This window comes from Comamonas sp. Z1 (assembly GCF_008121555.1).
Classification (GTDB): domain Bacteria; phylum Pseudomonadota; class Gammaproteobacteria; order Burkholderiales; family Burkholderiaceae_C; genus Comamonas; species Comamonas thiooxydans.
The window spans coordinates 211,409-228,347 of record NZ_VOQT01000005.1 but is presented as its reverse complement, the minus strand read 5'-3'; the positions used below and the strand labels follow the sequence as shown (position 1 = coordinate 228,347).

The window sequence follows — 16,939 nt, the reverse complement described above, 5'->3', positions numbered from 1 at the left end:
CTCTAGAGTGATGGCATCTTGTCCTTTGACAAACTGCCATGTCCATTGAGCTCTATCGCGACAAAAACCACGTCTGCCTGATGTTCACCGACCTCATCGAAGAGGACGGTCAGGCCATTCAGGCCAACCAGTTCCTGATCGTGGACAACGGCACGGGCGCCATCATTGATCCCGGTGGCAACCTGGCTTTCAACGAGCTGTTCATGGGCATGTCGCGGCATTTCCCGCCGCAAAAGCTCGCCTATCTGATTGCCTCGCATGCCGACCCGGACATCATCGCCTCGCTGGATCGCTGGATGAGCAGCACGCGCGCACAACTGGTCATCTCGCGCATCTGGGAGCGCTTTGCACCGCACTTTACCAAGGTGGGCAAGACGGAAAACCGCGTCATCGGCGTACCTGACTCGGGCGGACGCCTGCCTCTGGGCCATAGCGAGCTGGTGCTGCTGCCCGCGCATTTTCTCCATGCAGAGGGGAACTTTCACTTCTACGACCCCATCAGCAAGATTCTGTTCACGGGCGACCTCGGCGTTTCTCTGACCACCGGCGCAGAAGCGCAGAAGCCCGTCACCGACCTCGCTCCCCATATCTCGCGCATGGAAGGCTTTCACCGCCGCTACATGGTCTCCAACAAGATTCTGAGGCTATGGGTGCAGATGGCACGGCAGTTGCCCATAGACATGATCGTGCCCCAGCATGGCGCGCCCATCATGGGCAAACAGGCGATTGGCGACCTGTTCAACTGGCTCGAAGGCCTGCAATGCGGAATCGACCTGTTCGACCAGCGCGCTTACCAGCTGCCTTCAGCCGAGATCGACCCGATCTCGCGTCAGGTACGTCCGCCGCTGCGCGCCGTGGCCGGTTGATTGCTTCTGAGTGCACGCAGCACTCGCCAGCCAAGCAAGCTACCGAGAATGGCCGCATAGACGGCCACCTCGGCAAAATTGTTCTTGCCGGCGCGCATCCAGAAAAAATGCAGCAAGGCCAGAGGCACCGCCACATAGACGGCACGGTGCAGCCATTGCCAGCGCTTGCCGCCCAGAGTCCTGAGCATGAACTTTGGCGAGGTGACGGCCAGCACCAGCAGCAGCAGCCAGGTGCTGAAACCTACCAAGATGAACGGGCGCTTGGGAATATCGGCCACGATATCGCCCCAGTCCAGCCCCATGTCGAACCAGGCATAGCAAAGCAGGTGCAGACAGGCGTAGAAGAACACGTACAGGCCCAGCATGCGCCGGTAACGCACCAGCAGATTCCAGCCGCTGATCTGGCGCAGCGGCGTCACCGCCAGCACTATGCAGAGAAAACGCAGAGTCCAGTCGCCCGTGCTGCGCAGCAGGGCTTCGGCCGGATTGGCCCCCAGCCCGTCGGTGAACGCCGCATAGAACAGCCATGCACAAGGCAGCAGGCACAGCATGAAGAGCAGTGGCTTGGCCCAGGGCCTGAGCAACCAGGCCTGCATCAGTAGAACTTCTTCAGGTCCATGCCCGCATACAGCGACGCCACCTGATCGCCATAGCCGTTGAACAGCAGTGTCTTGCGGCGCTTGGCGAACAGCCCGCCCTCGCCGATGCGCCGCTCGGTGGCCTGGCTCCAGCGCGGATGATCGACCTCGGGATTCACATTCGAATAAAAGCCGTACTCGTTGCGTGCCGCCTTGTTCCAGGCGGTGCCTGGCTCCTTGTCGGTCAGGCGGATCGCCACCAGTGACTTGGCGCTCTTGAAACCATATTTCCAGGGCACGACCAGACGCAGCGGCGCACCATTCTGGTTGGGCAGTACCTCGCCATACATGCCGAAGGCCAGCAGCGTCAGCGGGTGCATGGCCTCATCCAGCCGCAAGCCTTCGGTATAGGGCCAGTCCAGCACGCCGCTTCTGAGCCCTGGCATCTGGGCCTTGTCGGCCAGGGTGACGAATTCCACATACCTGGCGCCGGAGAGCGGCTGCACTTTCTTCAGCAACTCGGACAGCGAGTAGCCGACCCAGGGGATGACCATGGACCAGCCCTCCACGCAGCGCAGGCGGTAGATGCGCTCTTCCATGGGCGCGAGCTTGAGCAGGCTTTCGATATCCAGGGTCTGCGGCTTGTGCACCAGACCTTCTATGCGCACCGTCCAGGGCCGGGTCTTGAGCGTGTGCGCATTGCGTGCAGGCTCGTCCTTGTCCAGACCGAACTCGTAGTAGTTGTTGTAGCCCGTGGCGTCCTTGTAGGCCGTGGCGGCTTCCACCGTCATGGCCCCGGCAAGCTTGCTGGGCTGGCCCTTGAGAGGCGGCAGGCTGCCGCGTTCGGTCGCCGCCCATGCATCACGGCCGGCCCAGCCGGCCAAGGTGGCGCCCGCCGCCCCCATGGCCAGGGTCTGCAGAAAGTCCCGGCGCTGCATGTATTGGGTCTGAGGCGTGATCTCGCTGCCCAGCGGATGCTCGAAGCCTTGGTTGCTGTGACGAATCAGCATAGGAATGCTCCCAAACGACAATCAAGAGTAGTGCGATTTGGAAGTCCTCTGCGTCAGCAAAGTTCCCCCGAAGTGCTTAATAAAAAAGGAGCTGCTTGCGCTTGACGATCAATGGTTTCAGATTGTTTTCAACCTGAAATCCTTATTCAATCAGCGCAAGCAGCTCCTGTTTTTTGGAGTGCTTGTTACGCGGCCTACAGTTCGCCGTAGCTGTGCAGGCCCGACAGGAACATGTTCACGCCCAGGAAGGCAAAGGTGGTGACGGCCAGACCCGCCAGCGCCCACCAGGCGGACACCGTGCCGCGCAGGCCCTTCATCAGGCGCATGTGCAGCCAGGCTGCATAGTTGAGCCAGACGATCAGCGCCCAGGTTTCCTTGGGGTCCCAGCTCCAGTAGCCGCCCCAGGCCTCGGCCGCCCACAGAGCGCCGAGCACGGTGGCGATGGTGAAAAAGGCAAAGCCCACGGCGATGGCCTTGTACATCACGTCATCCAGAATCTCGAACGAAGGCAGGCGGGCCGCAATGCGCTTGCGCGAGAGCAGGATGCCGGCCACGATCAGGGCCGAGATGCCGAAGTACACCATCCAGTAGCTGCCGCCGTTCTCGGTCGCGCCCTTGCGAAAGACGATGGGCTCGAAGCACAGCACCACGCCCAGCAGCCACAGCGGCGCAAGCTTGTACCACTTGGTCTCGGTGGCCTGCTGCTTGATCAGATAGGCAAACGCCACCATGGCCGACAGCGCGAACGTGCCGTAGCCTATGAAGTTGGCGGGCACATGCAGCTTCATCCACCAGCTCTTGAGAGCCGGCACCAGGGGCTGAATCTCATGGGCCTGGCGCACCAGCGTGTACCAGAGCAGAAAGCCCACGGCCGCGCTGACCACCAGCATCACAAAGCCGCCCAGGGCACGCGTGTCGTAATGCTGCTCGTAGTACAGATAGAAGATGGCCGTCATCCAGCAGAACATGACGAACACTTCGTAGAGATTGCTGACGGGGATATGGCCGATGTCCGGACCCAGCAGATAGCTCTCGTACCAGCGCACCATGGTGCCAATCAGCGCCATGGCCACGGCCAGCCACGCCAGGCGAGAGCCCAGCAGCGACATCACCGAGCGCTCGCCCTTGGCAAACACGCCTATCCAGTAGAAGGCCGTGCTGATGAAGAACACCATGCTCATCCACAGGATGGCGGACTGGCTGGAGAGGAAGTACTTCAGGCCGAAGACGGTCTCCGACCGTGCCAGTTCGCCGCCATCTCCTCCCTGGTACAGACCGATGGCCATCAGCGAGAAGCCGGCCACGGTCAGCATCAGCACCGCCAGCGGGCGCCAGAACCAGCCCATCCAGATCATGGCCGGGATGGTCGCCAGCAAAATGCCCTTCTCATACACATCCATATAGGCGGCGTAGCTCTGCAGCGCATAGCCCAGGCCCACGGCCACCACGACCGCGAACAACCAGTCAAACCAGTTGCGGCGGGCGAAATAGCCTTCATTCAGAGTCAATGTCGTGGTTGCGGTGTTCATACAGAACCTCCGGGAGTCTTCTTTTGTAAGGGCTTGGCCCCGATCAGCTTGTCGGCCAGCATGACGAATTCGCGGTCGCCATCCATGGTCTTGCGGTTGGTGGACAAGGCCATGTTCGCATGGCTGCCACCATTCGCAGGGGTCAGCCAGATCCAGATGCGGCGGTCACGCACGTACAGCATGGCAAAAACGCCGATGATCAGGAAGAGGCAACCCAGGTAAACAATGTTTTTACCGGGAGCTCGCGCTACCTGGAACACGCTGGCCTGAACCTGCTTGAAGTCCTGCAGCATGAAGACCACGGGCGCTGGGTAGAACTGCGCGTCGCTGAGCGAGAACACCGATTGCGTCATGAAGGCCTGGGTCTTCTCGTCGTTCTCGAAAGGCTTGAGCCCCGCCTGCTGGCGCACCTGCTGGGCCAGCTCGAACAGCACGCCATTGAGAATCCGCACCAGCACCTCGCCGGCGCGCTCGCGCTCTGCCTCGGGCACATTGCTGTCCATGAAGTCCGATATCGCCTGCAAACCACCCAGCTGGCGGCCGTCAGGACCCTTGAGCTTGGCGTCCTGACCGGCAAACAGCTCCAGCGCCTTGAGCGCGGACTGCGTCAGCGGCTCGGCCAGCTCGGGCTTGGAGACATCGACCGCACGCTGCACATAGGCGCGCGCCGCCTTCTCGGCCTGGGCCTTGTTCTGCATGGCCTGGCGCAGCTGCATGAAGGTGTTCATCGTGCCTTCAGGATCGGCAGGCACGCGCAGATAGCGCATCTGGTCGGCCTGATTCTCACGCACGCCAAGCAGGAAGACGGGCTGGCCCTCGCCCGTGTCCACGGGCAGCATATAGTTCTGGAACTCGCGCGCCTGACCCGAGGCATCGCGCAATTTGTAGCCCACGCTGGGGCCGATATTGCGCAAATCCTTTTTGTCCGTGGTCTTGTGGGCAGCGCCCAGACGCTCGTCGATGGCCTGCTTCAGGTCGACCTTGCGCACATCGGTGCCGGCCTTGTCCTGGCCGCCGAAGTTCTCCACATTGATGGTGCGCAGCGCCGTGTACTCCAGAGTCACCTTGTCCTGCTGGCCATCGGCCAGCTTGCGCACGAACTCGGTGGAGTTGCCGATCACGCCCTCCACGTCGAAGGGCTGGGAGACGCCGTCCATGGGCACGGCATGCAGCTTGACGCTGGAGCCGCCGTCATCGAAGCTGCTCTGGTAGATCTCTATGCCCTTGTAGCTGGCAGGATGGTTCACTTCCACGCGCTTTTCCAGCTTCTCGCCGGTGGTGCGGTCATGAATCACTATATCGCTGGCAAACAGCTTGGGCATGCCGGTGGAGTAGTACTCCACGATGAATTTCTTGAGTTCCACCGAAAATGGCAGATCTTGCAGCAAGATGCCATCCGATTGATTCAGGATGGCAGTACCGGACTGCGTGCCTTCGGACACCATGAGGTTACCGCGAAAGGTCGGATTCTTGATCGACAGACGATGCTCGGGCGCCACGTCCGAGATCATGCCGCCGCCGGTATAAGGCGTTTTGCCGCCCAGCAGCATCTGGGCCCGCACGATGAGATCGCCGTCAAACAGCCCGCCAATGCAGATCAGCACGATCGCGCAATGCGCGGCGATATAGCCCAGCTTGTTGGCCGCCCCGGCCTTGGCTGCCAGCATCCAGCCGGTACCGGGCCCGGCCGCCGTGTCGCGCTGCTGCATCTTGACCTTCCAGCCGCCAGACACCAGTTGCTGGCCGATGCGCTTGGCCGCCTCTTCGGTGCTGCCAGCCACATCCGCCTCGGCGCGATGATGGAAAGCCTTGAGGCTTTGCTCGCGGAGATTCTCCTTGTAGTTGCGGATGTCGGCCAGATATTTGGGAGCATGGCGGCTCACGCACAGCGAGGTGCTGATGACCAGGAAGGCCAGAATCAGCAGAAACCACCAGGCGCTGTAGACCGCATTGAGCTTCAGCGCCAGAAACAGCTGCGCCCAGAAGGGACCAAACTGGTTGACATAGTTGACCAGCGGTTCATGTTGCTTGAGCACCGTGCCGATGACCGATGCGATGCAGATCACCGTGAGCAGTGAAATCGCAAAGCGCATGGAGGCCAGCAACTCCAGAGTCGCGCGCACTGCCTGTGAGCGAGAGGAGTCACGATCGCGAAGTGGAAGGTCTGACATGAGGATGAGATAGAGCCGAACGCAAAAAGGCGGGCCATCTGCTGAACTAGCCGATGGGCCCGCCTGACTTGGGGGGTGCCAGATGCCTGAAAGTTCCCGGAGTCACCCGCGCATCTGGTGAAAAGGATTTTTAACGCAAGCCAGCTATATAGTCTGCCACGGCCTTGATTTCGCGATCATTAAGCTTGGCAGCAACCTGGGCCATGGGAATGCTATTGCTGCGCTTGCCGTCGCGGAAGTCTGTCAACGACTTCACGGTGTATTCCGCATGCTGACCCGACAGACGCGGGTACTGGGCCGGAATGCCGGAGCCGTTGGGGCTGTGGCAGCTCGCGCAGGCGGCAATCTGGCGATCCTGAATGCCGCCGCGATAAATGCGTTCACCCAGGGCGATGGAGTCCTTGTCCTTGGAGAAGCCGTTCTTGGGTGCCTGGGTATGCAGCCAGGCCGCAATGTTCTGCATGTCGCCATCGCTGAGCGTGGCGGCGAAGCCCTTCATCACCGGGTCATTGCGCTTGCCATCCTTGAACTCGCGCAGCTGCTTGACCAGATACTCGGGGTGCTGGCCTGCCAGCTTGGGCTGCAGGGGAATGGTGGAATTGCCGTCTGCGGCGTGACAGGCGGCGCAAACCGCCCCATAACTGGCTTGCCCTTTGGCAGCATCCGCCTTCACAGGTGTTTCTCCCGCCGAAAATGCGGGGAAGGCAGGTGCTGCGAAAATGGCAGCAGTCAGCAAAGAGGCAAGCAACTTCATATCAAGGGGCTGGGTCTATTGTTGAGAGCGCGAATCCGTCAAATTCTACAATGGGCCTCCCTGAAATAGTTACCGTCATGACCCATGCTTCCCCGGATACCACTGCCGGAAAAACACTTTCTTTGATCGACAGCAAGCTTGCGATGGGCTGGATGCACACCGCGCGCTTTTTCACGACCGCGGCCCAGCTCAACCAGCTGCCCAAGGTCGACGTTCCCGAGATTGCCTTCGTTGGCCGCTCCAACGCCGGCAAGTCCACCGCCATCAATACGCTGACCCAGCAAAAGCAGCTGGCTTTCGCTTCCAAGAAGCCCGGCCGTACCCAGCACATCAACCTGTTTGCGCTGGGCAAGCAGGGCGTGACCGATGCCGTGCTGGCCGACCTGCCCGGCTACGGCTACGCTGCCGTCTCGCGCACCGACAAGGAGCGCTGGCAGCGCGTCATGCTCAACTATCTGATGAGCCGCGAAAGCCTCTCTGCCGTGGTGCTGCTGTGCGACCCGCGCCTGGGCCTGACCGAACTCGACGAAGCCCTGCTGGATGCCATCCGTCCGCGCGTGGAGCAAGGTCTGAAGTTCCTCATCGTGCTGACCAAGGCCGACAAGCTGACCCGCGCCGAGCAGGCCAAGATCCTGTCCATCACCAAGCTCAATGCGGGCGGTGGCGAGGTGCGCCTGTTCTCCGCCCTCAAAAAGCAGGGCGTGGACGACGTAGCCCAGCTGCTGTGGCACTGGTGCCACCCCGAGGGGTTGCCCCAGGCGGGGACGCCCCAGGCGGGAATGCCCCAGGCGGCTCCCGTCACCCAAGCGACGCCCGCAGACGAGACACCTGCGCAAAATCAGCCATAGGCGCTTATCTTGCAAGCGCCAGAAGCTACAAAAAGGAGAGCTTCATGGTCATGACTTGCACGCATACCCTGTCCACAGGGGTTGAACTGGAATGCCGCACCAGCGGCGAGCCGGGTCAGCCCCTGTTGCTGTTTCTGCACGGTTTCCCCGAAGGCGCTTTCATCTGGGATGGGCTGCTTGAGCAATTCGGCAGCCGCTACCGCTGCGTGGCGCCCAATCTGCGCGGCTATGGCCGCTCCAGCCAACCCACGTCCATCAGCGACTACCGTGCCAAATACCTGGTGGAGGATCTTGCCGCCTTGATTGCGCTGGAAAGCCCTGCCAAGCGCGCTGCCTGCGTGATTGCCCATGATTGGGGCGGTGCCGTGGCCTGGGGCCTGGCCAACCGCTATCCCCAGCAGCTTGAGCGGCTGCTCATACTCAACTCCCCGCATCCCGGCAGCTTCTTGCGGGAGCTGCAGTCCAATCCCGTGCAGCAGTCCGCCAGCCAGTACATGCATTTTCTGCGCCGGCCTGATGCCCCCGAGCTGCTGGCCGAAAACGGCTGGCAGCGCATGCTCGGATTCTTTCAGAACCCCGACGGCAGCATGCCCGCATGGCTGACGCCCGAGCGTCAGCAGCAATACCGCGAGCATTGGGATCTGGGCGTGCACGGCGCCTGTATGTTCTACGCGGCCAGCCCGCTGGTGCCGCCCCGACCCGGCGGCAGCGCCGATGAGCTGCAGGACATTCGCGAGCTCAGCCTGCCCGATGAAATGCTGCACATCCCTGTGCCGGTGCGCATTCTCTGGGGCGATAGCGACCTGGCACTGCAGCCCGCCTTGTTGCATGGGCTGGAGCAATGGGTGCCGCAGCTTGCGATAGAGCATCTGCAAGGCTGCAGTCACTGGGTGGTCCACGAGAGGCCGGAGGCCGTGCAGCGCGCTCTGGCGGAGTTTCTTTCAGCGCCAGCTCGCTCCTGAAAAGGAAGCCTCTGGCGCCCATGCCATCAGGCATGGAAACGATTTGACGCCTATTTCCCGGAGTACAGCGATGGCTCGCCATCGGGGCGCGTCTTGAAGCGCTTGTGCACCCAGTAATACTGCGGAACCATGGTCATGATGGCGGCCTGCAGCTCGCGGTTCATGCGGGCGGTGTCGGCCACATGGTCGTCGGTCGGGAAGTTCTCCCAGGCCGGCGTCAGCTCGGCCACATAGCCTTCAGGCGTCATGCGGTTGTAGAGCGCCACCACCTTGGCCTTGCCCAGACGCGCAAAGCGCGAAAGCGAGGGAATCGTGGCCGTGTTTTCCACCGCAAAAAAGGGCACGAACACCGAATCGTTCTTGCCATAGTCCATATCGGGCAGCAGATACAGCAGCCCGCCCTTGCGCAGGCACTGGATGATGGGCTTGACGCCATCGGCACGATTGAGCATCTTCACATTGCCGAAGCGCTGGCGGCCATTCATGAACCAGGCATCCAGGTCCGGGTCGGGATTGGTGGCAAAGATGGAGGTGAACTCGCGCTCGGTATTGAGCGGCAGGGCCAGGCCACCGGCATCCATGCTGTAGAAATGCGGCGCGAAGACGATGGTGGGTGTATCGCCTTCCAGCTCATGCGTGGCTCCGACCAGCTTGACACGGCTGCGCACCAGCTCCTCAGAGCCGAACCACAGCCAGCTTCTGTCGAGAAAAGTCTGGCAAAAGACCTCAAAAGACTCTTTCGCCCAGGCTTTGCGCTGCGCCTCAGGCACATCGGGAAAGCACAGCTCGAAATTGCGCAGCGCGATGCGCCGGCGCTGGCCCGCCACCACAAACAGCACACGCCCCACAAACTTGCCCAGGCCACGCAGCACGGGCAGCGGCAGCTTGGCCAGCACATGCATGCAGCCGATAGCGATCTTGCTGGCGCTCATGCCTTCTCCCCCGCGAGTTGCTTGTCTTCACGCGGCTGCTTGTAGCGGCCATAGCCCCACAGGTATTGCTGCGGAGACTGGCGGATGGTGGTTTCCATGGCGTGATTGATCAGCGCCACGGTGGCTTCCAGCGATTGAGATTCGGGCACAGGCAATTCCTCTAGATACAGCGTGTAGCCCCGCCCCCAGGACTTGCGCTCGCACCGCGCCACGATGACCGTGGCCCCGGTTTGCAGCACCAGGCGTGCCGCCAATGTCATCGTATACGCATCACGGCCGAAAAAAGGCGACCAGATGCCCAGGCCGTTGGGCGGCACCTGATCGGGCAGCAGCCCCACGGCCGCACCTTGGCGCAGCGCCTTGATCATCTGGCGCACACCCGCGAGAGTGGTGGGAACGGCCTGAACGCCAGGACGATTGCGCGCGGTTTCCAGAATTTCGGCCAGCCAGCCCTGGCGTGCGGGGCGGTAGAGCACGGTGATTGCGCCATGCCGGTCCGACCAGCGCCGCGCTGCGGCCTGCACGGACATCTCGAAGCAGCCCAGATGTGGCGTGAGAAACACAATGCCCTTGCCACGCGCATAGGCCTGCTCGGCCACGGCTCCATTGACGATATCGCAATCCGGCAACTGGCCCAGCCAGATGCGCGGCATCTCGAACACCATGCGACCCGCATGTCCCACCGCAGCCCTGACCTGCGCAAATGCATAGCCAGCCTGCGCCGCATTGGCTGCAAATCGGCGCCGATAGGTGGGAGATAGCGCCCAGGTCACCCACCCCATGGCAGCACCAAGGCCATGCAATAGCCATAAAGGCAGTGCAGCAAACAGTCGAAACAGGGAAGGCATTAGAATAGCGGGGTCGCTGAGTTAAAGAGCAACTTGCAGGGCGACGTAAAAACAAAACTGCTAAAGCGTTCGCCAGACTTCGAAGCTCGGGCAACGCAATTGCCCAAGCTACAAGGAGTTATATCAATGGCGAACAGCGATTTTCTGTTTACCTCGGAATCGGTTTCTGAAGGCCACCCCGACAAGGTCGCCGACCAGATCTCTGACGCGATTCTGGACGCTATTTTCACCCAAGACCCGCACAGCCGCGTGGCTGCCGAGACACTGACCAACACCGGTCTGGTGGTATTGGCCGGTGAAATCACCACTGGTGCGAATGTGGACTACATCCAGGTTGCACGAGACACCATCAAGCGCATCGGCTACGACAACACCGAATACGGCATCGACTACAAGGGTTGCTCGGTACTCGTCGCCTACGACAAGCAAAGCCAGGACATCGCCCAGGGCGTGGACAAGGCCAGCGATGACGAGCTGAACACCGGCGCTGGCGACCAGGGCCTGATGTTCGGCTATGCCTGCGACGAAACGCCCGAGCTGATGCCCGCGCCCATCTATTACGCACACCGCCTGATGGAACGCCAGGCCCAGTTGCGCAAGGATGGACGTCTGCCTTTCCTGCGCCCCGACGCCAAGAGCCAGGTGACCCTGCGCTATGTGGACGGCAAGCCCCACAGCATCGACACCGTGGTGCTGTCCACCCAGCACAGCCCCGATCAGTCGGAAACGGCAACCAAGATGAAGGCTTCGTTCACCGAAGCCATCATCGAAGAGATCATCAAGCCCGTGCTGCCCTCCGAGTGGCTGCAAGAGACCAAGTACCTGATCAACCCCACCGGTCGCTTCGTCGTGGGCGGCCCTCAGGGTGACTGCGGCCTGACCGGCCGCAAGATCATCGTGGACACCTACGGCGGTGCCTGCCCCCATGGCGGCGGTGCCTTCTCCGGCAAGGATCCAACCAAGGTGGACCGCTCGGCCGCCTACGCCGCCCGCTATGTGGCCAAGAACGTGGTGGCCGCCGGTCTGGCGCGCCAGTGCCAGGTGCAGGTCGCTTACGCCATCGGCGTGGCCCGCCCCATGAACATCACCGTGTACACCGAAGGCACGGGCGTGATTCCCGATGCGGAAATCGCCAAGCTGGTGGCCGCGCATTTCGACCTGCGCCCCAAGGGCATCATCCAGATGCTGGATCTGCTGCGCCCCATCTACAGCAAGACCGCAGCTTATGGTCACTTCGGTCGCGAAGAGCCCGAGTTCACCTGGGAACGCACCGACAAGGCGGCTTTGCTGCGCGCCGCTGCCGGTCTGAAGTGATTCGGACACCCGCAAAAGCGGGCCTGAGGATATGAGGGCTTGAGCCCTCAAGCCTCGTCAATAAGCCATCGCGAACCATCGCGGTGGCTTTTTTGTTGTCGGATCAAGCCGACAAGGATTTTCCCCAAATGAGCACCATGGGTCCGCGCCTGGCGACTTAGTCTCGAAGCATCGCTTCAGACAAAGGAGTTCCGATGCTCAAGTGGGCCATTATTTTTGCCATCATCTCCCTGGTGGCCGGTGTTTTCGGCTTTACCGGCGTAGCCGCGGGCGCAGCCGGCATAGCCAAGATCTTGTTCTTTATTTTCATTGCCGTTGCCGTGATCTTCGTGGTTCTTGCCCTGCTGGGCATTGGCGCAGTCAGCTAGTCGACGCAGCCGGCCCCCGAAACACCAACCCAAATGCCTGCCTTGTGCAGGCATTTTTCATGCAGGCTGGCCTCAAAGTCCCCGGGCAGTCAGCGCCAGCGTCTGGCTGAAGCCGGGCTTGGCCCGGTAAAGCTGGGCGGGTCGGTGCGCCCCGCCACCTTGCATAGCCCCTGGCACGGCTTCCAGCCAGTCCATCTCGTCCATCTTGCGCCTGAAGCTGACCTTGTTCAGCGGCTCCCCCAGAATGTTTTCATAGACCTGCTGCAGTTGCGGCAGCGTGAAGGTTTCGCCGCACAGATGCACGGGCAAGGAGGAATACAGGCTTTTGCTGCGCACGCGCTCCAAGGCTGCGTCCAGAATGGCACGGTGATCGAACGGCAGCTGCGGCAGAGCCGAGAGCGGCACCACGCTGATATCGAAGCGATCGGGGGGCAGGTTCTGCACGGGCAGCAAAGCGCAATAGGCGATTGCCACCGACCAGCCGCGCGGATCGCGTGCCGGGCCGCTGAAAGTGGCCAGTTGCTCCAGATACGCACCTTCTATGCCCACCTTGGTTCTGAGCACGCGCGCCGCACTGGCCTTGGCGTCCGCATCCTCATCGGTATGAATAAAGCCGCCGGGCAAGGCCCACACCCCGGCAAAAGGCGCCGCCTGACGACGCAGCAGCACGGCATGCAGCTGCTGCTCCACCAGGGTCAGCAGCACCACATCCACACTGACCTGCACCGCTTCCCTGCGCTCATCGCTTTGATTCATTTTTTTACCAACTTAGTTTTTCTTGCCTGATTATTTCACAGCAATCTAAAAATACTTAGTTGCAAAAATATTTTAAGTGTTTTAGACTGCAGACATTGCATCTAGCATGAAAGCTGAACACCATGAGTCATCCACAAGCCCAGCTGCTCATCATTGACCCGCAAAACGACTTCTGCGACCTGCCTGCCGACTGGTGCCCCCACTCACCAGACACTCATCAGCTGATAGCACCCAGCCTTGCGGTGGCGGGCGCTCATGCCGATATGCAGCGCCTGAGCAGCTGGATGGCAGCCCAGGGAGACAAGCTGGGCCAGATCACCATCACTCTGGACTCGCACCAGGCTTATGACATTGCCCATCCCGCCTTCTGGCAGCAGCGCGATGGCCGTGCCGTCCTGCCATTCACCCCGATCACGGCAGCGCAGGTCCGTGCCGGCGACTATGCACCGCGCAACGCTGCCGAACGGGAACGCACGCTGCAATACCTGGATCAGCTGGAGGCCCAAGGCAGCTACACCCTGATGGTCTGGCCGCTGCACTGCGAGATCGGCAGCTGGGGCCATGGCGTGCATGCCAGCGTGCTCGCGGCCTGCCGCCAGTGGCAGGAGCTGCAGCACCGTGCCACCCGCAATGTCTTCAAGGGCATGAACCCCTGGACCGAGCACTACAGCGCCGTTCGTGCCGAGGTTCCCGACCCGCAGGATGATGAGACCGGCTTGAACACCGCCTTGCTGACCCAGTTGCGCCAGAGCAGCACCCTGGTGATCGCTGGCGAGGCCAGCAGCCACTGCGTGCGCGCCACCACCGAGCACATCGTGGAGCACTGGGGCAGCAACGACTACTCGCGCATCGTGCTGCTGACGGACTGCATGAGCCCGGTCGCCGGATTCGAGGCCGCGCACCAGGACTTCCTGCAGCGCATGCGCGCAACCGGTGTACGCTGCGAAACCAGTGCCAGCTTTGGCTTATGAGACAAATCAGCCTCTAGCTCCCATGGATAAAGCGCTAGCAGCTCATATTTTTGAAAAGAAGAACGGCATGAAGCCCATCATCACCAGCCTGCTGGACACCGACCTCTACAAATTCACGATGTGGCAGGCCATGCTGCACCGCCACCCCCAGACCGAGGCCGAGTACGAATTTGTCTGCCGCACGCCCACGGCCTTCCCGCTGGCCGAGCTGCTGCCCGAGGTGGAACGCGAGCTGGACGCCCTGTGCAGCCTGCGCTTTGACCAGGGCGAGCTGGACTATCTGGCCGGCCTGCGTTTCATGAAGAGCGACTTCATCGACTTTCTGCGCATCTTCCAGTTCCAGCGCGCCTTCATCCGTGCCTGGGCCGAGGGCGACCGGCTCCATATCGTGGCCAAGGGCCCGCAAGTCCATGTGATGGGCTTCGAGATCTATGTGCTGGCCATCGTCAACGAGCTGTACTTCCGCCGCTTCGATGCCGGGGCTGCCCTGGTCGAAGGCCGCAAGCGCCTGCAGGTCAAGCTGGCCCAGCTCAAGCATCTGGCTGTCGAGGCCAGGCTGCACAACCCCTTCGAGCTGTTTGACTTCGGCGTGCGCCGCCGCTTCTCGGGAGCCTGGCAACGCGAGGTGGTGCAGGCTTTTGCCCAGGAGACCGCGCAGTGGTTCAAGGGCACGTCCAACGTGCTGCTGGCTCGTGATCTGAACCTGGTGCCCATTGGCACCATGGCCCATGAGTATCTGCAGACCTATCAGGCCCTGGGCGTGCGCCTGCGCGACTTCCAGGTCGCCGCCCTTGAGGACTGGGTGCAGGAATACCGCGGCGACCTCGGTATCGCCCTGACCGATACCGTGGGCATGGACGCCTTTCTGGCCGACTTCGACATGTACTTTGCCAAGCTCTTCGACGGCCTGCGCCATGACTCCGGCGATCCCTTCGAGTGGGGCGAGAAGGCCATTGCCCACTATGAAAAGCTGCGCATTGCGCCGCAGAGCAAGCGCCTGGTGTTCTCGGACGGACTCGATCTGGACACGGCACTGGCGCTCTACCACCGCTTTGCCGATCGCATCCAGTGCGGCTTCGGCATAGGCACGCGATTGACCAACGACATGGGACTGACCACGATCAATATCGTGATGAAGCTGACCCATGCCAACGGCCAGCCCGTGGCCAAGATTTCGGACTCGCCCGGCAAGACGCTGTGCAACGACGAGACCTATCTGGCCTACCTGCGCCAGGTCTTCAACATCCCTGAGCCTGCCAAGGCAGCCTGAATCTTCGGAGGCAATCATGCTGAAAGTCACCATCGCCCAGCTCAACTACATGGTGGGCGACATCAGCGGCAACATCCGCCGCATGAGAGAAGCCGCGACCAGGGCGGCGGCCGAACAGGCCGATCTGGTGGTGTTTTCCGAGCTGTCGCTGTGCGGCTACTACCCCGGCGACCTGCTGGACGAGCCCAGCTTTCTGCAAAGACTCGATGCAGGTCTGCAGGAGCTGCTGCAGGCCACATGCCAGTTTCCCGATCTGCACTGGGTCGTGGGCGCACCCACACGCCACAATGGCCCCGGCAAACCGCTGCACAACAGCCTATTGGTGCTCAAGAACGGACAGATCCGCCTGCAGTACGACAAGCAACTGCTGCCCACCTACAACATCTTTGACGAGCGCCGCCACTTCGAGCCCGGGGCCGACACGGCCAAGGTGCTGCGCGTGGGCAACTGCCAGGTGGGCTTTCTGGTCTGCGAGGACGGCTGGAACGACCAGGGCGCCGACTACGCCACCAACCCCTTTGTACGCATGGGCGATGCGGCCCCCGATCTGGTCATCAGCATCAACGCCAGCCCCAGCCACCTGGGCAAGCGCGAGCAGCGCCATGAGGTCTTCACCCAGGCGGCGGCGCGCCACAAGCTGGCCATCCTCTACATCAACCAGATCGGCGGCCAGGACCAGATCGTGTTCGACGGCGCATCGTTTGCCGTCGAGCCCGAGGCGGGACTGGTTTTTGAAGCCAGGCGCTTCGAAGAAGATGTCTGCACGCTGGAGCTGAATGCGCAGGGCCGGTTTCAGGCCTGTGATGGCACTGCCTTGCCTGCCGTGCCGACGCAAGGCCTGCCCACCATGGAGTTCTACCGCCAGCAGATCGTGCTGGGCCTGCGCGACTATGCGCGCCGCTGCGGCTTCAAGCAGGTGGTGGTGGGCAGCTCGGGCGGCATCGATTCGGCATTGACGCTGACCCTGGCCGTCGATGCCCTGGGGGCGGACAACGTGGTTGGCATCACCATGCCGTCGAGCTACTCCTCGGCGGGCTCGGTCGACGACTCCGTGCTGCTGTGCCGCAATCTGGGCATCAGACTCTACGAGCATCCGATCAAGGAGCTGGTCACCACCTATGCACGCCAGTTCGAGGCCAGCTTTGGCGAACCGCTCAAGGGTCTGGCGCTGGAGAATCTGCAGGCCCGCGCACGCGGCACCACGCTGATGGAGTTCTCCAATGCCTTCGGTCATCTGCTGCTGACCACGGGCAACAAGTCCGAAGTCTCTGTGGGCTATTGCACCCTCTATGGCGACACCAACGGCGGTCTGGGTCTGCTCGGCGATCTGTACAAGACCGAGGTCTTCGAGCTGTCACGCCATATCAACCGCCATGCGGGCCGCGAGCTGATCCCGCAGGCCATCATCGACAAGCCGCCCTCGGCCGAACTGGCTCCCGGCCAGAAGGACGAGGACAGCCTGCCGCCCTATGCCGTGCTCGACGAGATTCTCAAATGGCATATCGAGGGCCAGCATCTGTCGAACAAGGAATATGCGCATGCAGCAGCCTTTGTGGCCAAGCTGCGCACCCAGGCCGGCGGGCCCGAGACCATTGCCCGCGTGCAGAAGCTGGTGTTCCGCAGCGAATACAAGCGCCGCCAGGCTCCGCCCATGCTCAGAGTACGCCCACGGGCCTTTGGCACGGGCCGGCAGATGCCGATTGCGGCACACTACGAATAGCAATGCCCGGCATCTGCTTGAGACAAGCTGGCAAAGCCTTGC

General features: G+C 61.8%; 16 protein-coding genes. 8 read left to right on the top strand and 8 right to left on the bottom strand.

Annotated elements, in window-relative coordinates; all coding sequences use genetic code 11:
- Window positions 1-38: 38 nt before the first annotated feature.
- Window positions 39-866, top strand: a complete 828-nt coding sequence (locus tag FSY45_RS11940) for an MBL fold metallo-hydrolase (RefSeq protein ID WP_003061985.1) — start codon at window positions 39-41, stop codon at window positions 864-866.
- On the opposite strand, the gene FSY45_RS11935 is transcribed toward FSY45_RS11940, so the two are convergent.
- The 5 genes from FSY45_RS11935 to FSY45_RS11915 form a co-directional block, all read right to left on the bottom strand.
- On the bottom strand, window positions 830-1,462 hold the full coding sequence (locus FSY45_RS11935) for a sulfite oxidase heme-binding subunit YedZ (RefSeq protein WP_046461055.1): 633 nt from the start codon (window positions 1,460-1,462) through the stop codon (window positions 830-832). The genes FSY45_RS11940 and FSY45_RS11935 overlap by 37 nt on opposite strands.
- Window positions 1,462-2,454: a protein-methionine-sulfoxide reductase catalytic subunit MsrP gene (msrP, locus tag FSY45_RS11930; protein ID WP_046461054.1), complete on the bottom strand. Its 993-nt coding sequence runs from the start codon at window positions 2,452-2,454 to the stop codon at window positions 1,462-1,464. Before msrP ends, FSY45_RS11935 begins: the two co-directional genes overlap by 1 nt.
- Window positions 2,455-2,648: 194 nt before the next feature.
- On the bottom strand, window positions 2,649-3,983 hold the full coding sequence (gene ccsB / locus FSY45_RS11925) for a c-type cytochrome biogenesis protein CcsB (RefSeq protein WP_046461053.1): 1,335 nt from the start codon (window positions 3,981-3,983) through the stop codon (window positions 2,649-2,651).
- Window positions 3,980-6,154, bottom strand: coding sequence for a cytochrome c biogenesis protein ResB (locus FSY45_RS11920; RefSeq protein ID WP_046461052.1), 2,175 nt, complete (start codon window positions 6,152-6,154; stop codon window positions 3,980-3,982). Before FSY45_RS11920 ends, ccsB begins: the two co-directional genes overlap by 4 nt.
- A 130-nt stretch (window positions 6,155-6,284) precedes the next feature.
- The gene (locus tag FSY45_RS11915) at window positions 6,285-6,908 is read right to left on the bottom strand and encodes a c-type cytochrome (RefSeq protein WP_003061979.1); all 624 of its coding nucleotides are present in this window, start codon (window positions 6,906-6,908) and stop codon (window positions 6,285-6,287) included.
- A 77-nt stretch (window positions 6,909-6,985) separates the two neighbouring features.
- On the opposite strand from FSY45_RS11915, the gene yihA reads away from it, so the two are divergent.
- Together yihA and FSY45_RS11905 are read left to right on the top strand one after the other, a co-directional pair.
- Window positions 6,986-7,756: a ribosome biogenesis GTP-binding protein YihA/YsxC gene (gene yihA, locus FSY45_RS11910; RefSeq protein WP_034361323.1), complete on the top strand. Its 771-nt coding sequence runs from the start codon at window positions 6,986-6,988 to the stop codon at window positions 7,754-7,756.
- Window positions 7,757-7,800: 44 nt separating this feature from the next.
- Window positions 7,801-8,718: an alpha/beta fold hydrolase gene (locus FSY45_RS11905; RefSeq protein ID WP_046461051.1), complete on the top strand. Its 918-nt coding sequence runs from the start codon at window positions 7,801-7,803 to the stop codon at window positions 8,716-8,718.
- Window positions 8,719-8,768: 50 nt separating this feature from the next.
- On the opposite strand, the gene FSY45_RS11900 is transcribed toward FSY45_RS11905, so the two are convergent.
- Window positions 8,769-9,650 (bottom strand): lysophospholipid acyltransferase family protein, encoded by an 882-nt coding sequence (locus FSY45_RS11900; protein ID WP_039049573.1) that lies wholly within the window; start codon window positions 9,648-9,650, stop codon window positions 8,769-8,771.
- On the bottom strand, window positions 9,647-10,498 hold the full coding sequence (locus FSY45_RS11895) for a lysophospholipid acyltransferase family protein (protein WP_046461050.1): 852 nt from the start codon (window positions 10,496-10,498) through the stop codon (window positions 9,647-9,649). The genes FSY45_RS11900 and FSY45_RS11895 overlap by 4 nt, the downstream gene beginning before the upstream one ends.
- Before the next feature lie 126 nt (window positions 10,499-10,624).
- Between FSY45_RS11895 and metK the strand changes: the two genes are divergently transcribed.
- Window positions 10,625-11,812 carry a methionine adenosyltransferase gene (gene metK / locus FSY45_RS11890; RefSeq protein ID WP_039049572.1) on the top strand — a complete coding sequence of 396 codons (1,188 nt, stop codon included), beginning with the start codon at window positions 10,625-10,627 and terminating at the stop codon, window positions 11,810-11,812.
- 194 nt (window positions 11,813-12,006) lie between these two features.
- Window positions 12,007-12,180, top strand: a complete 174-nt coding sequence (locus tag FSY45_RS11885) for a DUF1328 domain-containing protein (RefSeq protein WP_003058756.1) — start codon at window positions 12,007-12,009, stop codon at window positions 12,178-12,180.
- A 72-nt stretch (window positions 12,181-12,252) separates the two neighbouring features.
- Here the strand turns inward: FSY45_RS11885 and FSY45_RS11880 are convergent, their stop codons facing one another.
- On the bottom strand, window positions 12,253-12,936 hold the full coding sequence (locus FSY45_RS11880) for an NUDIX domain-containing protein (protein ID WP_046461049.1): 684 nt from the start codon (window positions 12,934-12,936) through the stop codon (window positions 12,253-12,255).
- Window positions 12,937-13,058: 122 nt separating this feature from the next.
- On the opposite strand from FSY45_RS11880, the gene FSY45_RS11875 reads away from it, so the two are divergent.
- The 3 genes from FSY45_RS11875 (at window position 13,059) to FSY45_RS11865 (ending at window position 16,897) form a co-directional block, all read left to right on the top strand.
- Window positions 13,059-13,907, top strand: coding sequence for a cysteine hydrolase (locus FSY45_RS11875; protein WP_046461048.1), 849 nt, complete (start codon window positions 13,059-13,061; stop codon window positions 13,905-13,907).
- Between the two features lie 67 nt (window positions 13,908-13,974).
- The gene (pncB, locus tag FSY45_RS11870) at window positions 13,975-15,177 is read left to right on the top strand and encodes a nicotinate phosphoribosyltransferase (RefSeq protein WP_003061964.1); all 1,203 of its coding nucleotides are present in this window, start codon (window positions 13,975-13,977) and stop codon (window positions 15,175-15,177) included.
- Window positions 15,178-15,193: 16 nt separating this feature from the next.
- Window positions 15,194-16,897 carry an NAD+ synthase gene (locus FSY45_RS11865; protein WP_046461047.1) on the top strand — a complete coding sequence of 568 codons (1,704 nt, stop codon included), beginning with the start codon at window positions 15,194-15,196 and terminating at the stop codon, window positions 16,895-16,897.
- Window positions 16,898-16,939: the final 42 nt, after the last annotated feature.

What these genes read in the sequence shown, in the direction of transcription:
- FSY45_RS11880 (WP_046461049.1), bottom strand. Translation starts at nt 12,936, where the DNA reads ATGAATCAAAGCGATGAGCGCAGGGAAGCGGTGCAGGTCAGTGTGGAT.
- FSY45_RS11920 (WP_046461052.1), bottom strand. Translation starts at nt 6,154, where the DNA reads ATGTCAGACCTTCCACTTCGCGATCGTGACTCCTCTCGCTCACAGGCA.
- FSY45_RS11875 (WP_046461048.1), top strand. Translation starts at nt 13,059, where the DNA reads ATGAGTCATCCACAAGCCCAGCTGCTCATCATTGACCCGCAAAACGAC.
- FSY45_RS11865 (WP_046461047.1), top strand. Translation starts at nt 15,194, where the DNA reads ATGCTGAAAGTCACCATCGCCCAGCTCAACTACATGGTGGGCGACATC.
- pncB (WP_003061964.1), top strand. Translation starts at nt 13,975, where the DNA reads ATGAAGCCCATCATCACCAGCCTGCTGGACACCGACCTCTACAAATTC.
- ccsB (WP_046461053.1), bottom strand. Translation starts at nt 3,983, where the DNA reads ATGAACACCGCAACCACGACATTGACTCTGAATGAAGGCTATTTCGCC.
- FSY45_RS11905 (WP_046461051.1), top strand. Translation starts at nt 7,801, where the DNA reads ATGGTCATGACTTGCACGCATACCCTGTCCACAGGGGTTGAACTGGAA.
- FSY45_RS11895 (WP_046461050.1), bottom strand. Translation starts at nt 10,498, where the DNA reads ATGCCTTCCCTGTTTCGACTGTTTGCTGCACTGCCTTTATGGCTATTG.
- metK (WP_039049572.1), top strand. Translation starts at nt 10,625, where the DNA reads ATGGCGAACAGCGATTTTCTGTTTACCTCGGAATCGGTTTCTGAAGGC.
- yihA (WP_034361323.1), top strand. Translation starts at nt 6,986, where the DNA reads ATGACCCATGCTTCCCCGGATACCACTGCCGGAAAAACACTTTCTTTG.
- FSY45_RS11915 (WP_003061979.1), bottom strand. Translation starts at nt 6,908, where the DNA reads ATGAAGTTGCTTGCCTCTTTGCTGACTGCTGCCATTTTCGCAGCACCT.
- FSY45_RS11940 (WP_003061985.1), top strand. Translation starts at nt 39, where the DNA reads ATGTCCATTGAGCTCTATCGCGACAAAAACCACGTCTGCCTGATGTTC.
- FSY45_RS11935 (WP_046461055.1), bottom strand. Translation starts at nt 1,462, where the DNA reads ATGCAGGCCTGGTTGCTCAGGCCCTGGGCCAAGCCACTGCTCTTCATG.
- FSY45_RS11885 (WP_003058756.1), top strand. Translation starts at nt 12,007, where the DNA reads ATGCTCAAGTGGGCCATTATTTTTGCCATCATCTCCCTGGTGGCCGGT.
- FSY45_RS11900 (WP_039049573.1), bottom strand. Translation starts at nt 9,650, where the DNA reads ATGAGCGCCAGCAAGATCGCTATCGGCTGCATGCATGTGCTGGCCAAG.
- msrP (WP_046461054.1), bottom strand. Translation starts at nt 2,454, where the DNA reads ATGCTGATTCGTCACAGCAACCAAGGCTTCGAGCATCCGCTGGGCAGC.